This is a genomic window from Pseudomonas sp. NPDC089743, from assembly GCF_044748785.1.
GTDB classification, from domain to species: Bacteria; Pseudomonadota; Gammaproteobacteria; order Pseudomonadales; family Pseudomonadaceae; genus Aquipseudomonas; species Aquipseudomonas putida_X.
On record NZ_JBIVGS010000004.1, the window covers coordinates 144669 to 159101 of the forward strand.

The window sequence follows — 14433 nt, forward strand, 5'->3', positions numbered from 1 at the left end:
TGATACGTGACCTGCCAGGGCAGGCGATCAGCTTTTGCTGTCAGCCTGGCGCCCGCGACGCGGTAGCAACAGCTGCTTCAACCGGCGAAGCTCCTCGCTAAGCGCTTCTGGCCGGTCGCCTGCCCAGGTGAAAGCCAGGTAGTGCTGATAACGCCCCTGCAAACTGAACCGCGCACCTGCCAGGACTTGCAAGGCCGGGCCAGACAATGCTGCCGCGATGCTCTCGAGGGCGATTGGCTCAAGCATGCGCACCCACAGGACATACCCCCCGTCAGGCATGTCGAAGGCCACTTGCCCGCCCAGGCAAACAGTGAGTTGATGGCATAACTGCTCCATACGCTTGCGCAGCTCCAGCCGACGCCGGCTCAACTGTCCGTCGACCTCGCCATTGCCGAGCATCTGCGCCAATGCCTGCTGACGCACGGGCGGCAGCTGGAAAGCCCGCCGGGAAAACCGTTCGGCAAGGGTGCCATGCAGGCCCAGCACATACGCATAGGGCGCCTCGGCACCGACCAACGCCTGCAGCGACCCCAGCACCAACAGCCAACGTTGGTCGACCCAGTCTCGCAAACGTGCCACAGGCGGTCTATCGAAACAGTACTCGCTGTCCAGATCGTTCTCCAGCAGCCACACAGGGTGCGCGGCCAGCAAGTGGGCAATCTGCCGCTGGGCCTGTTGCGACATCAACCGCCCCGTGGGCATGCCAAGGCAGGACGGTATGACCATCATGCGTACCGACTCACGCCCCAGCAGGCGCGCCAGGCTGCCGAGGTCGGGGCTGCCGTGGTTGTCCACGGGCATCTCCAGCACGTGCAGACCAAAGCGCTGCAAAACCCTCAGCAAACGCCAGCAGCACGGCGATGCGACCAGCACCGTGCTGCCATGCAATGCCAATGCTTCCAGCAGCGTTTCCAGCAAAGCCTGCATGTCGGGCCCCAGGTGCACATCCTCAGCACGCCAGGATTGCCGGGACGCTCGGGTATAACGTTCGGCCAGTATGTGCCGCAGGCGAACTTCTCCCGAACTCTGGGCGCCGGAGGATGAACAGGCCCGCTGTCGCGCCAGCCGTCGTTCGTGAGCGAACAAGACACGCTCCATCGCCGGATGCGCCAGCACGGCCTGATCCGACTCGGCAGTGGCCGCTACGCCAGTAATGACTCCCGCGGGCACGAAGTACCCGGACTTAGGTACCGACAGCACCCGCCCTTCATGTTCCAGCAACCCGTAGGCCGTTTGCACGGTGGCCAATGAAACGCGCAGGTGCCGCGACAGGGCGCGCAGTGAGGGCAAACGGCGCTGCCCTCCCCGCGCGGCCTCATCGATCAGCGCTTCCAGATATCGATACACCGTCTGGTAGGCGAATTCACGCCCCATCAGGCAAGCCCCCGCAGACAATCGAAGCAGCAGCGGGCCGGCAGGCCAGTAGCCCCAGATGCACATCACGTCGCGCCAGGTTGGCCAGCAAGGCCCAGGTGCTGTGATTCAAACGCCCTTCGTAAATGGCCCGCAGTTGGGCGAGGGACAAACCACTGGTGTTCACCAACCAATCCTTGACAGGGTCGGGACACGGCTTGCCCTGCATGACGCGGTGCAGATAAGGCAGGGCCACCAACATATCGGCGTGGCAGCATTGCAGAAAGCGCTCCAGCCCGCGCCCCTTGTTGGCGAACGGGCTGTGCAGCATGCAAACGAGCTGAGTTCGCTCAAGGCCATAGGCCTTGGCAAAACGGCTGTGCTGCGATGCTGGCGCCCTTTCGCAATGCAGACGCTGCGCCGGGCTTGCCTGCACAGGCGCATTGCAGCGCGACAGCAATTCGTGCAACTGGGCCAAGGCCAGCGGGTCAAGAAAACTCGCCAGGGGCATGGCCTTGTGCACCGCTTCGAAGCGGCATTCCATCATCGAGTCCAGCTCATCGCCACTCAGCAGCTGGGGCATCAGGTCGTCGATGGTAATCAACCTGATCGGAAACTCCGAGCAGCGCCCGGTGCCCGGCTTTTCGGGCTCGCCAAGTGAGGTGCCGGCAGTGTTGTGCAACTGGCTCAACCGCTCGGCAAGCGTCGCCATGCATTGATGCAGGTTTGCCGTCCCCCCGTCACCCGACTGGCGCAGGCCCCTGCGCGCCCATGCCAGGTAACGCAGCCGCTGCCGCGCAGGCATGGCGGTTACCATTGCATCGACTGCCGGCTGGCCTTCAAGCGCCAGCCACAGCGCTGCGCCGAGCTCCAGGTGCGTGCGGCTGCCCAAAAGTGCTTCAGGCCGCGCATCGACAAGATGGCCGAACACAAGCAGGGCATCGCGCGCCAGCGCCCAGGGTTCGACCTCCAGATAGGGCCTTCGGGTGAACGACACCAACTGCCCGGCTTCGAGCATCTGCAACTGCACACGAGGATCGTCATGCAGAAACAAGGCACTGAACACACGCTCATGTTGCTCGAGAAGCGCGCCGCTGGCCGCAGGCAGGCATACAGCCACCACCTGCAACTGAAAGGTGACAGGTGCACGCTGGGCGATGCTCAACTGGGCCGCACGCAAGACCGCCAGCAGCCGGGCGCTATGGCAGTCTGCGCCTAGCAGCACGAGCAACTTGAAGGTACCGATGTATTCGGGGCCACCTGCGGCTACCAGCAGGCGCTGAATGAACAGCTGTAAAGAGGCGCGCTGGACCTGGGACATATGGCCCAGCACGCGATCCAGCACCTGCTGGTAGATATGGTGCATCGCTTGATCGTGGATATTGCTCACATGTCACCTCACTACTTCATTCTTTCCACCGCCAACGATGCACTTTTGCATGAATGAATAAGCGGCGAATCAAGCCTGAAGAAACTTCCTACAAGTCTTTAAGAGAAACTGAAGTGACGAATTACTGTCGCCATGACATTGATAAAAATGAAACCCCGCGTGTGCCCGGCGCTGCGCCAGAATACCAAAAGCCAGGGGTGTTCTTCTCCATTGCACGCTCCTTGCGTAAAGCATCATTACGCCATTATCAAGCGTTGCTCAACGATTAAAAGATACAGATGCCGGTAAAAAAACCATTCAGCCGGATGACAAGTCACTGTGCGCCAGAGGCCGGGGAATTTCAAAGACAAAGAATGTTCAAGAGTTGTGCGGGCGCGCGAAGTGGGAACAGCAGTTTATGTGGGATGGGAGCTAGTTAGTTGTAGGAATAATCCCAAACAATAGGCTATTCACGGATAGCCGGAGGTAAGGTACTTGAACTACACGCCCTGGGTTCAATGGCGTTGCGGTCTAGGCATTCGCCCGGTCGCATCATGAACGAGCGGTGAACCTGCAAAAAAAAAACCCGAGCCAAGCCCGGGTTTTCTTGTACATCCAACGCCTGTCACGCCACGCCCAGGTCCAGCACCACTCTGCCGCCACAAGGGCACTCATCCATGTACCGGTGCGCTTCAACCACCTGATCAAACGGATACACTTTGATGATCTGCGGTGTCAGCAACTGGTCAGCCGTGAACTGGTTGATATCACGCAGGGCGCGCTGCAACGCAACCTGGTCCTGGCTAATGCCCAGTTCCGGCTTGCCGGTGAAGTTACCGATACAGTGAACGTAAAACTGAATGTTCTTCTGGAACGCCGCACAGGCCGGGAAAGGTGTCTGGTTACCCCCCTGCAGGCCATACAGTACCAGGCTGCCGCGTGGCGCGAGCACGTCGCCCAGGAGCGACATCTGCGGGCCGCCCATGCCATCGAGGACCATATCCACGCCGCGCCCGTCGGTGTACTTGCCCACCTGCATGAGCAAGTCCTGCTCTTCGGTGACGATCACCTTGTCAGCACCCAGGCCCAGCAGGTGATCGCGCTGCTCCGGCTCCTTGGTGGCAGCGAACACCTTGAGGCCCAGGGCCTTGCCCAACTGCACGAAGGCGGGCCCTGCGCAGTGGCTGGCATCGGTGACCAGCGCGGTCTGCCCGGCCTTGGCCCTGGCCAGGTCGACGTAGGCGAAGTAGGCGATCAGCAGCGGCGTGTAATGCACGCTGGCCTCGATCGGTGTGAGGATATCCGGGTAACGGGTAATCGCCGTGCGCGGCAGGACGATCACATCCCCATACACCGGGTGATCATTGGCGCTGGTCGCCGGGAAGCTGGCCACCCGGTCGCCCACTGCAATGTCCTCGACACCTTCACCCACCGCAGTCACCACGCCGGCCATCTCGTGGCCGATCCCCGCAGGCAGACGGGCCTGGGATGGCGCCAGGTTCTGCCGCCAGAGCACGTCGTACCAGCTCACGCCAATGGCCTCGACGCGGATCTGCACCTCGCCGACAGCAGCTGACGGTTCGGCCTGCTCCTCGCAGCGGAGCACTTCGGCAGCGCCGAACTTGTGGAACCGGATCATGCGGGACATCGCATACCTCGCCTTTGTGAATCTCGTATTACCACGGACTTTATCCGGGCTTTAACCGTTAGACCATCAGTGGCTATTAATAGTCGACATGCCTGTCATCGATTGGGCACCTCACATTTCTGTGCATTGGCCCCCACAAATCGGTGCAGGTTAACAGCCTTTGGCCTTAAGATTCACCCCTGCCCCACTTTAGGCGAAGCGCACCAATGAATCGAAACGACCTGCGTCGTGTAGACCTCAACCTGCTGATCGTGTTCGAAACGCTGATGCACGAGCGTAGCGTGACCCGTGCCGCCGAGAAGCTGTTCCTCGGCCAGCCGGCGATCAGCGCGGCGCTGTCGCGCCTGCGCAACCTGTTCGACGACCCGCTGTTCGTGCGCACCGGCCGCAGCATGGAGCCTTCAGCACGGGCACATGAAATCTTTGCCCTGCTGTCGCCGGCGCTGGATTCCATCTCCACCGCCGTCAGCCGCGCCGCCGAATTCGACCCGGCCACCAGCAACGCGGTGTTCCGCATCGGCCTGTCGGACGACGCCGAATTCGCCCTGCTGCCGCAGTTGCTCAAGCGCATCCGCGCCGAGGCGCCCGGTATCGTGCTGGTGGTGCGCCGGGTCAATTACCTGCTCATGCCTACCCTGCTGGCCTCCGGTGAAATCTCGGTGGGGGTGAGCTACACCAGCGAACTGCCCGCCAACGCCAAGCGCAAGGTGCTGCGCCGCAGCATGCCCAAGCTGCTGCGCGCCGACAGCGTACCCGGCAGCATCACCCTCGATGACTTCTGCGCACGGCCCCATGCACTGGTGTCGTTCGCAGGCGACCTGTCCGGTTTCATCGACGAAGCGCTGGAAGAGATCGGCCGCAAGCGCCATGTGGTCCTGGCCGTGCCGCAATTCAACGGCCTGGGCAGCCTGCTGGCCGGGACCGATATCGTTGCCACGGTGCCCGATTACACCGCTGATGCACTCACGGCTGCGGGCGGGTTGCGGGCTGAAGACCTGCCGATAACGGTGCGCAGCTTCGAGCTGCACATGGCTTGGCGAGGGGCGCAGGACAATGACCCGGCGGAGCGCTGGTTGAGGTCGCGGATTCAGATGTTCTTTGGCGACCCTGACAGCCTCTAGGGGCTTCGTCCTCGACCGCCTGAAGTCGGCCGATTGCTGCCTGTGTCCATCGGCAGAAGTCGGACAAATGCGGCCGTTTGAGAATGGCCCGAGGCAATTTTAAGTCCTCGGTCAGTGGGTACTTGCTCGCCGTTTCAGCTCTTCCAACCTCCCCGACAACGCATCCCTATACTTCCCTGCCTGGCACGACTCAAGCGCTGCCTCCGTTTGCGCGATCGCAGCGTCTGTCGCGCCCAATGCTTCGTGACATTTACTGGATCGTGTCCCAGGAGGTGGTGTAACTCATCCGGATGTGCTTCTGAGCTTTCACCCTGCTTATGCTTGGTCAGCAGAAAACCAAGATTGACCAAGTAAGGATTATTCCTTACCCTCCAATAAATACATCCGGGAGAACGCACATGCCTGCCATCCACGAAATCGCAACGCTAACCTCGAAGGGGCAGATCACACTGCCCAAATCCGTTCGCCAGCTTTTGGGCATAGACACTGGAGGCAAGATCGCATTCGACGTACGCGGGGGCGAAATCGTGGTCAGCCGCGTAGAGACCACCCACGAAGACCCTGCCATCGGTGCGTACCTGGGTTTGCTAGAGGCTGATATCCGAAGCGGACGTAACCTCACCACCCTACCGGAAGACTTGGCGCAAACCATGCTCGCCAACGCAAACCACTCCGTAAACCTGGACGAAGATATCGATGGTGAGGTCGCCATCTGATGCTGCGACATGGCTGGACATTGTTGTTCCATGAAGGTGTGACGTTACAGCTACGCAAATTGCAAGAAGCCGCCGCCCGGGCCGAGCAGAACGACCCAAAAGGTTTTGAGAGCAACGCCAACGTGAAGCTGTTTCGGGCATTGAGCCATCTGATCCTGGAGGCTGTGCCTGCCGATCCGGGCCGTGATGAGTTCCGCCAAGGCAATACGCTCGGCACCGCCTACCGACATTGGCGCCGAGCAAAAATCGGCAGGCGCTTTCGGCTGTTCTTTCGCTATGACTCAAGGTCCAAAGTCATCGTCTATGCATGGGTCAACGACGAAAACACGCTACGCTCCGCAGGCAGTAAATCCGATCCCTACGCCGTATTCGAGAAGATGCTGGGCCGCGGCAACCCTCCTGATGACTGGGATGCGCTGATTACTGCAACGCGAAGCGATTGGGAAGAGGCCAACCCATAGGTTGCCGCAAAAAGTCTGGCCTGACTGTCGAACGTGAGGTCCTGCACGGGGTCATCGAAGAAGTGTTCACACCAAGCGCGCAGCCTTGCGGGGTGTGGCACCGCTACGAACGCGTTGATCCGCTGCGCCGTTTCCAGCTCGCGCAACAAGCCGGACACCACGGTCATCTGGCAGGGGTCGACCTGCGAGCTCAGCAGGTGCGCAGGGAGACATCGCCTCCCATACGGATCTCCAGGCTTACCCCGCTGGAACAAACAGCGCGTGGCCGTAGGGGATCACCCAGCTGCCGCTGTCGCTGCTCACTCGCATCACACCTCTGGCGGCGTAGATGAGCTGATCATCGGCGTGGCAGTGGCTGGCCACCACCCCACCGTGCCCGTAGTCCATTCCTAACGCTTCCATGCCGCGAGTGCCTCAGGCCGTGACGACAGCGTTGCCCAAAGGCTTGAGCAGGCCCTGGCGAGTTGCCCTACACACGGCACTGACCAGTGCCTGCAGCGAGGCCTGGAGAATGCTGTTGTCTCTGCCGACGCCGAACAGCAGTTGACTGTTGACGCGGATCTCCACGTAGGCAATCGCTTCGGCCTGGGCGCCATCACGTACCGCATGCTCATGGTAGTCAGCGATGTCGAAATACAGGCCGTGCGCGGCGAAGGCGTTGACCAGCGCGGCCAGCGGCCCGTTACCCTCACCGCTCAATGGCAGACGTCCGCCGTCGACGAGCAATTGCGCGTTCACGTAGGTAGTGGCTTCATCACTGGTGAGCATGGGCTGGGTCAGTATGTAGGGCTTGCCCTGCTGCAGATAATTCTCGTTGAAACAGGACAGGATCATGTCGCTGGTCACTTCCTGGCCCTTGGCATCGGCAACACGCTGCACCAGGCCGCTGAACTCCATCTGCAGGCGGCGCGGCAGCACGATGCCCTGCTGTTCCAGCAGGTACGCCACCCCGCCCTTGCCCGACTGGCTGTTGACCCGTATCACGGCCTCGTAGCTGCGCCCCATGTCGGCGGGGTCGATCGGCAGATAGGGGATTTCCCAGTAGCCATCAGGGTTGTCGCGACGGTGCGCGAAGCCTTTCTTGATCGCGTCCTGGTGGGAGCCGGAGAAAGCGGTGAACACCAGTTCACCGGCATAGGGATGGCGAGGGTGGGTGGGCAGCTGGTTGCAATATTCGACCTCACGCTGGACATGGATGATGTCCGAGAAGTCCAGCTCAGGGCTGATACCACTGGTGTACAGGTTCATGGCCAAGGTCAGGATATCGACGTTGCCAGTGCGCTCGCCATTACCGAACAAGGTGCCTTCGACCCGTTGCGCACCGGCCAGGCAGGCCTGCTCGGCAGTGGAAACCCCGGTTCCGCGGTCATTGTGCGGGTGCACGCTGATGATCACGCTGTCGCGATGGCTCACATGCCTGCAGAACCATTCGATCTGGTCGGCGAACACGTTCGCGGTAGACACTTCGACCGTGGTGGGCAGGTTGAGGATCATCTTGTTGGACGGCGTCGGCTTGAACTCGGCGATCACCGCATCACAGATTTCCAGCCCGAAATCCAGCTCGGTGAAACAGAACGTTTCAGGCGAGTACTGATAGGTCCACTGGGTTTGCGCATTGGCCTGCATCAGCGCCTTGATCTCACGGGTGGCTTGGGTCGCGATATCGATACAGCCAGCGCGGTCGACACCAAACACCACCTCGCGGAATACTGGTGCAGTGGCGTTGTAGACATGCACGATCGCTCGCGGCACCCCTTTAAGCGCTTCGAAGGTGCGCTCGATCAGGTGCGTGCGCGCCTGGGTCATTACTTGAATGGTGACATCGTCGGGGATGGCGCCACTTTCGATCAGTTCGCGCACGTAATCGAAATCCGTCTGCGAAGCGGCCGGGAAGCCAACCTCGATTTCCTTGAAGCCGACCTTGACCAGCAGGTCGAAGAAGCGCCGCTTGCGCTCGGCGTTCATCGGCTCGATCAACGCCTGGTTACCGTCACGCATATCGACACTGCACCAGACAGGTGCCCTTTGCTGTACCTGACTTGGCCAGGTGCGGTCCGGCAGGTCGACCACGTTGAAATGGCGGTATTTCGTGGAAGGATCCTTCAACATCATGGCGGCGTTCTCCTTGGCCTGTCGATGATTGTAATGGGCCGCCGCATGGGGCGACCGCTCTAATCAAATATTGGATCCAATTTATACCCGTTGTGGTTTGCCTGGATTGCGTTGTTTTCGCGAGGACGCCAGCAGATTTCAAATAAATTGCTTAGAAATGGCAATAAACAGATATTTATTGCCGGAATAAAGGGAGAACTTGTCTAGGACTTCAAGTAATTTGAAGTTTTTGCGATTCACATCCATCCCCGGGAGCACTATGTCTTTGGGCAATCGCTGACAGCCTCAAAGGCCTCCCACCGCTTTCAGGCTTAGGGCGTCGGAGATGAGTAGCTTCACGCCCCGCAAGCCACGTCCCATGAGGCTGTAAAGGAAGTCTGTCCAAAACGGCTCGGCCTCTGACGGGCCGACCCGCATGCCCAGGACTTCGCGGCCACCGTCAGTGTTAACGGCCACGGCGATTATTACGGCGGCCGACACGATATGTCCGGCCTCCCACACTTTTACGTAGGTGGCATCGATCTAGAGATAGGGCCAGTCGCCTTCGAGCGGGCGGTCAAGGAAAGCGTGACCGCGTTCATTGATCTCACCAGCTAGTCGTGAGACATGACTTTTGGAGATACCGGTCTGAGAAACACGCCACCAGCCTAGCGATCAACAATCCGCTTTTTGAACAGCTCGCCGCCGAACGCTGTGCGATTCACCTAGCCTCTGTACGAAATCCCGAGAACCCTAAACATCGCCCCTCCAGCGCTGAGATTTTGTAGAGTCACGCGCCATTAACCGAAAGGGATTCGGTGATGGCACGGCGATGCTCAAACGTCTGCACCTGAGATTGAATGAGCAGGGCTTGATCGATCTGCAAACTTGGATGATCGACTCAACCGCAGTACGCGCAACCCGAGCCTCATCTGGCGCCGGGAAAAGGGGCCTGACGAGCCTACCTTTCATGCTCTACGCCGAAGTCGCGGCGGCCTGACTACCAAAACCCACATGTTCTGCGACGCCAACAGAACACCGCTGCGCTTTCTCCTCTCTGGCGGCCAAGCCCGTGACATCAGCTACGCACAACCACTGTCAGACCAGGTCAGCATTCCATCGAACCAATGTGGCCGCCCGCGCAAACGCTGTAAATGGCTGCTTGTCGACGAGGGCTACGCCGCTACTGCGACCAATATCGAATGTAGCCCGTCACCCCGTTGCGCTCGATGAGGCGCAAGCCCAAGACTGGCTTACCCAGACTGTTCGACCGGCCCAAATACCGACAGCGCAACATCATCGAATGCATGGTTGGCTGGCTGAAAGAGAACCGCCGGATCGTGACACGATTCGACAAGCTCGCAAAAAGTCATGCCACCATGGTCTCACTCGCATGCTCCATGCAGTGTTTGGGACATCTTTTCGTACAGAGCCTAGTAATTGCCCAGACAGCTATGGCGTCCATGACCGGCTGTGCCACTTCACGCCTACGCGCCGAACTGACCCGTCTTGTCCATCGTCCTCACGCCTTCGCAGGAGAAGTAAAGTTCACGAAAGAAGAGAGGCTCAAGGTCATAGGTTTTTCTCCGATGTCGACATAATGCCGACGATTAGCACCATGAACTTGCCACCATCGAACGCATGCCCGCGCAATGCATACGATAATTAGACGGTATCTATCTTCATGGCCACTTCAATTAACAACCGTCTACAGTCGACATTATGGAGATATCCTGAGCCGCAGCAAAAACTATACACTGCGGAAATTAGTCCTACGCATTTTCGGGAATTTTCTTACAGCTCATTCGGCACTATTAAACATGTCAATGATCCTTTCCAACGAACCAGAAACATTGGGCCTTAGCATACTCAGAGACCCCGCACCAAGCCCTGAGACCGCCGCCCCATGCACCTAGGATTAGATAATTCAACAACAATCACCCTTGGCGTTACTGTTCAAAGCTCACCGTACTTTACTGAAAGAAACGCTTGACATCAAAGCTAGGCCCTGGCCATATTCAACCTCACCGACCAACCAACCACTCACTCTCGACGGTGACCGGCCTTTTAAATCAGGTCAGTTTCTTCACGATGAATCCCTAGAGATGCCGGGCAACGCTCGTAACACAAAGACAATTCTATTGATGCTTGACCCAGGCAATGGAAGGCTTATGTCTAACGTGAAGAATGAATATATAAATACCGCCAGGACGGTCGAAATTGGTAATCCCTCCTGGCAACTCGCACAGAACTCCGGATCGACCGACTTGAGCGTCAGGCGTGCCGAGCGAAGCCGCATGGTCGATCACAACGGGCACGCTTTCATGAACATGTGCTCGTGTTCCTGTCTCGGGCTGGAGATCAATCCTCGCCTGGCCAGACGCGCGGCGAACTACGTATTACAAAGCGGTACCGTCAATCTGCCGACTTCCCGCATCCGCGTCCGCCTGAAAGAACTGGATGAACTAGAGCAGGCAATGTCTGCCCACTTCAAGTGCAGCGCCTTCACCGTAACCTCATTCAGCGCGGGGGTCGTAGCATCGTTGCCATTGCTGGCAGTCGGCAATTTTACCGATGGACAGCGTCCGTTCATGCTGTACGCCCCGAGGTCGAGCGGGCCCGCCAGGGGCTGCCGGTTGCCCATGGGTGAGCGCTTGACGATGAGCCAGCCCGCTCCGAGAAGCCTGTTGTACCGCTCCGCGCTGCACCCCGAGCAGTACGCCAATACTGCCTTGACGAATCCGATCTCTATCAAACTGCCCTGCCCCCCTACATCGGTGGCAGATGTAGTTCATTAGGCCAAGTGATATTCAACAAAAACGAATATGCCAAACGGTTGGTCGCCACTCGGCGCCACTAACATTGAGGAGCGTCTATGCGACAGCAGTATGATCCCGCCTGGGTCGAAAGCACGGTTCAGGCCAAATGGCTTCGCGATGAAGTCTTCAAAGCTGTCGAAGACCAAAGCCGGCCAAAATTCTATGCCTGCTCCATGCTGCCATACCCTTCCGGGAAACTACACATGGGCCATGTGCGCAATTATACGATCAATGACATGCTGGCCCGCCACTTGCGAATGAAGGGCTACAACGTCCTTATGCCGATGGGTTGGGATGCGTTCGGCCTGCCAGCGGAAAACGCCGCCATGCAATCGGGAGTGCCCCCAGCGGAGTGGACTCGGATGAACATCGCCGACATGAAATCCCAGATGCAACCCCTCGGCCTGGCGTTCGACTGGTCACGCGAAGTCGCCACCTGCGATCCGCAATATTACAAGTGGAACCAGTGGTTCTTCCTGAAGCTTCTGGAAAAGGGATTGGCCTACAAGAAAACCCAGATAGTGAATTGGGATCCTATCGACCAAACCGTGTTGGCCAATGAGCAAGTGGTAGACGGGCGGGGTTGGCGGTCAGGAGCGCTGGTGGAAAAGCGTGAGATTCCTGGCTACTACCTGCGCATCACGCAGTATGGCGAAGAACTGCTGTCGGCCATCGATACACTGGCGGACTGGCCGGACATGGTTCGCAGCATGCAGCGTAACTGGATCGGCAAGGCCAGTGGAGTACGCCTGGCCTTCCTCCACGCGATCGAAGATACCAACGGGCGGTTAATCGACGCGGGCAAGCTGTACGTGTTCACCACCCGCGTTGATACGCTGATGGGTGTGACGTTCTGCGCGGTTTCCCCTGATCATCCTCTGGCAAAGCGAGCCATCGAGCTCGATCCTGGCCTGGAACCGAAGGTACAGGCGTTGCGGCAGTCGGCGCAGGCCAGCCCCGCCGACGTTGCCCAAGCGAAACTCGGCATCCCAAGCGGCTTACACGTCGAGCACCCATTGACCGGGGAGACAATCGCCGTCTGGATCACCAATTATGTGCTCGGTGAGTATGGCGAAGGCGCTGTGATGGGAGTGCCTGCCCACGATGAGCGTGATTTCGACTTTGCCCGTCAGTATGGCTTGCCCATACGCCCTGTGGTCGCTTTCGAAGGAGCAGCCTACGCCCCTGACGCATGGTCGGATCGCTATGCCAGTCGTGAAGGTCGCCTGATCAATTCAGGCACCTACGATGGCCTCACGGTAGAGCAGGCATCCCTCGCCATCTGCGAAGCCTTGACCCAGCTGGGACGCGGCGAGCAAGCCACCACCTGGCGGTTGCGTGACTGGGGCATCTCCCGACAGCGTTACTGGGGAACGCCGATCCCAATCATCCATTGCAACCACTGTGGCGATGTGCCAGTGCCTTATGCGGATCTGCCGGTAGTATTGCCAACTGACTGTATTCCCGACGGCACTGGCAATCCGCTTGAGCAGCATGATGCGTTTCGCCACGTCGCGTGTCCGCGTTGCGCCGCTCCCGCGCTTAGGGAAACGGACACCATGGATACCTTCGTCGACTCCAGCTGGTACTTCATGCGCTACTGCGACCCGGACTGCCACACCTCAATGGTCGGATCTGGCAATCGCTACTGGATGCCCATCGACCAGTACATCGGCGGCATTGAGCACGCGGTGCTGCACTTGCTCTACGCCAGATTCTGGACCAGGGCGATGCGCGACGAGGGCTTGGTGGATTTCAGTGAACCGTTCAAGAAGTTGTTCACCCAGGGCATGCTGCTGCGGGAGAGCTACTATCGCAAAGCTGAAGACGGCAGCCGACGCTGGTTTTACCCCTCCGAGGTATCGGTTCACCACGATGAAAAAGGCCGCCCGGTCAGCGCCACAGCGATCGAAGATGGCATGCCCGTAAGCCTGGGCGGCGTGGAAAAAATGTCCAAATCCAAGAACAACGTGGTCGAACCCAAGGACATCATCAACCGGTACGGCGCAGACACCGCCCGCCTGTTCACAATTTTCGCAGGGCCTGCGGACCAGAGCACGATCTGGAGCGACAGCGGTGTCGAAGGGGCTTATCGTTTCCTGCGCCGTCTATGGAACTTCGCCGTTGACGAGCAAGCGCGCTGGCAGGAAAGTGACGACCTGGTGACGGATGCCGCGCAAACTAGCCGTGTGCGTTTCCAGACCCATAGCTTACTGCAACAGATCAATTACGATTATGAGCGCTTGCAGTACAACACCGTCGTCTCCGGCGCGATGAAGATGCTCAAAGTGCTCGAAGCAGCCCGCGGGGCTGGCCGACAAGTCTGTCGGGAGACCATGGCCATTCTCCTGCAGGTGCTGCATCCGGTGACTCCGCACATTTCCCAAGCACTCTGGGAAGCACTCGCGTTCCCTGGCGCGATCTATGATAGTGCCTGGCCGACCCCGGACAGCGAAGCGCTAAAACTGGATGAAGTGAGGATGATGGTGCAGGTCAACGGCAAGCTGCGTGGGGAAATACTCGTCCAAGCCGACGCCGACCACGACACGATCCGTGGCCAGGCACTCTGCGATGCGGTATTGAGCAAATATCTGGTAGGCGCTGAAAGAATGATCGTGGTACCTAACAGATTGGTGAACTTCATCGTCTGACCCTGCGGGCTGCCCCTGAATCGGTTCGTCAATGTGCGTTACGACGTCCAAGGCGAAGAAGTTTTCCGGCGCTTTGTTAAAGGCTGAAAAGGCGACCCGGACCAGGCCAGCGTCATGGTCCGGACAGCCAGGCAGGTCCTGCCCCCGGTGCTTCCTAGCCTGGGGCGATTCGGTATGAACCCGTCAGCACAGCCTGCTCACCTG

At 59.1% G+C, this 14433-nt stretch carries 10 protein-coding genes and 2 pseudogenes; 6 read left to right on the forward strand and 6 right to left on the reverse strand.

Features of this window, described 5'->3' with window-relative positions; translation table 11 throughout:
* Positions 1-27: 27 nt before the first annotated feature.
* The 3 genes from ACIPZC_RS09840 to ACIPZC_RS09850 all read right to left on the reverse strand — a co-directional run bounded on the left by ACIPZC_RS09840 (position 28) and on the right by ACIPZC_RS09850 (position 4370).
* The gene (locus tag ACIPZC_RS09840; RefSeq protein ID WP_400626533.1) at positions 28-1374 is read right to left on the reverse strand and encodes an aminotransferase class I/II-fold pyridoxal phosphate-dependent enzyme; all 1347 of its coding nucleotides are present in this window, start codon (positions 1372-1374) and stop codon (positions 28-30) included.
* Complete coding sequence (locus ACIPZC_RS09845) at positions 1364-2743, reverse strand: hypothetical protein (RefSeq protein WP_400626535.1); 1380 nt, start codon at positions 2741-2743, stop codon at positions 1364-1366. The genes ACIPZC_RS09840 and ACIPZC_RS09845 overlap by 11 nt, the downstream gene beginning before the upstream one ends.
* A gap of 604 nt (positions 2744-3347) precedes the next feature.
* Positions 3348-4370, reverse strand: coding sequence for a zinc-dependent alcohol dehydrogenase family protein (locus tag ACIPZC_RS09850; protein ID WP_400626537.1), 1023 nt, complete (start codon positions 4368-4370; stop codon positions 3348-3350).
* 206 nt (positions 4371-4576) lie between these two features.
* Between ACIPZC_RS09850 and ACIPZC_RS09855 the strand changes: the two genes are divergently transcribed.
* From ACIPZC_RS09855 to ACIPZC_RS09865, 3 genes are all read left to right on the forward strand, one after another.
* A complete protein-coding gene (locus ACIPZC_RS09855) occupies positions 4577-5491 on the forward strand; it encodes a LysR family transcriptional regulator (protein WP_241803743.1) in 915 nt (304 codons plus the stop codon).
* A gap of 398 nt (positions 5492-5889) precedes the next feature.
* A complete protein-coding gene (locus tag ACIPZC_RS09860; RefSeq protein WP_400626539.1) occupies positions 5890-6207 on the forward strand; it encodes a type II toxin-antitoxin system PrlF family antitoxin in 318 nt (105 codons plus the stop codon).
* Complete coding sequence (locus ACIPZC_RS09865) at positions 6207-6668, forward strand: type II toxin-antitoxin system YhaV family toxin (protein WP_400626541.1); 462 nt, start codon at positions 6207-6209, stop codon at positions 6666-6668. The genes ACIPZC_RS09860 and ACIPZC_RS09865 overlap by 1 nt, the downstream gene beginning before the upstream one ends.
* A 237-nt stretch (positions 6669-6905) precedes the next feature.
* Here the strand turns inward: ACIPZC_RS09865 and ACIPZC_RS09870 are convergent, their stop codons facing one another.
* The 3 genes and pseudogenes from ACIPZC_RS09870 to ACIPZC_RS09880 form a co-directional block, all read right to left on the reverse strand.
* Entirely contained in the window at positions 6906-7070 is a 165-nt protein-coding gene (locus ACIPZC_RS09870) for a hypothetical protein (RefSeq protein WP_400626543.1), read from the reverse strand.
* Positions 7071-7082: 12 nt separating this feature from the next.
* Positions 7083-8780, reverse strand: a complete 1698-nt coding sequence (gene leuA / locus ACIPZC_RS09875) for a 2-isopropylmalate synthase (protein WP_400626545.1) — start codon at positions 8778-8780, stop codon at positions 7083-7085.
* A gap of 315 nt (positions 8781-9095) precedes the next feature.
* A pseudogene (locus ACIPZC_RS09880) lies at positions 9096-9407 on the reverse strand (transposase); the annotation flags it as partial.
* A 172-nt stretch (positions 9408-9579) separates the two neighbouring features.
* On the opposite strand from ACIPZC_RS09880, the pseudogene ACIPZC_RS09885 reads away from it, so the two are divergent.
* The 3 genes and pseudogenes from ACIPZC_RS09885 to leuS all read left to right on the forward strand — a co-directional run.
* Positions 9580-10183 (forward strand): annotated as a pseudogene (locus tag ACIPZC_RS09885) (IS5 family transposase); the annotation flags it as partial.
* Positions 10184-10930: 747 nt separating this feature from the next.
* On the forward strand, positions 10931-11557 hold the full coding sequence (locus tag ACIPZC_RS09890) for a hypothetical protein (protein ID WP_400626547.1): 627 nt from the start codon (positions 10931-10933) through the stop codon (positions 11555-11557).
* A 77-nt stretch (positions 11558-11634) separates the two neighbouring features.
* Entirely contained in the window at positions 11635-14229 is a 2595-nt protein-coding gene (leuS, locus tag ACIPZC_RS09895; protein WP_400626549.1) for a leucine--tRNA ligase, read from the forward strand.
* Positions 14230-14433: the final 204 nt, after the last annotated feature.

Bases quoted from the DNA above. Each gene is read 5' to 3' on its own strand.
- ACIPZC_RS09840 (WP_400626533.1), bottom strand. From the start codon at position 1,374: ATGGGGCGTGAATTCGCCTACCAGACGGTGTATCGATATCTGGAAGCG.
- ACIPZC_RS09850 (WP_400626537.1), bottom strand. From the start codon at position 4,370: ATGTCCCGCATGATCCGGTTCCACAAGTTCGGCGCTGCCGAAGTGCTC.
- ACIPZC_RS09855 (WP_241803743.1), top strand. From the start codon at position 4,577: ATGAATCGAAACGACCTGCGTCGTGTAGACCTCAACCTGCTGATCGTG.
- ACIPZC_RS09860 (WP_400626539.1), top strand. From the start codon at position 5,890: ATGCCTGCCATCCACGAAATCGCAACGCTAACCTCGAAGGGGCAGATC.
- ACIPZC_RS09865 (WP_400626541.1), top strand. From the start codon at position 6,207: ATGCTGCGACATGGCTGGACATTGTTGTTCCATGAAGGTGTGACGTTA.
- ACIPZC_RS09870 (WP_400626543.1), bottom strand. From the start codon at position 7,070: ATGGAAGCGTTAGGAATGGACTACGGGCACGGTGGGGTGGTGGCCAGC.
- leuA (WP_400626545.1), bottom strand. From the start codon at position 8,780: ATGATGTTGAAGGATCCTTCCACGAAATACCGCCATTTCAACGTGGTC.
- ACIPZC_RS09890 (WP_400626547.1), top strand. From the start codon at position 10,931: ATGTCTAACGTGAAGAATGAATATATAAATACCGCCAGGACGGTCGAA.
- leuS (WP_400626549.1), top strand. From the start codon at position 11,635: ATGCGACAGCAGTATGATCCCGCCTGGGTCGAAAGCACGGTTCAGGCC.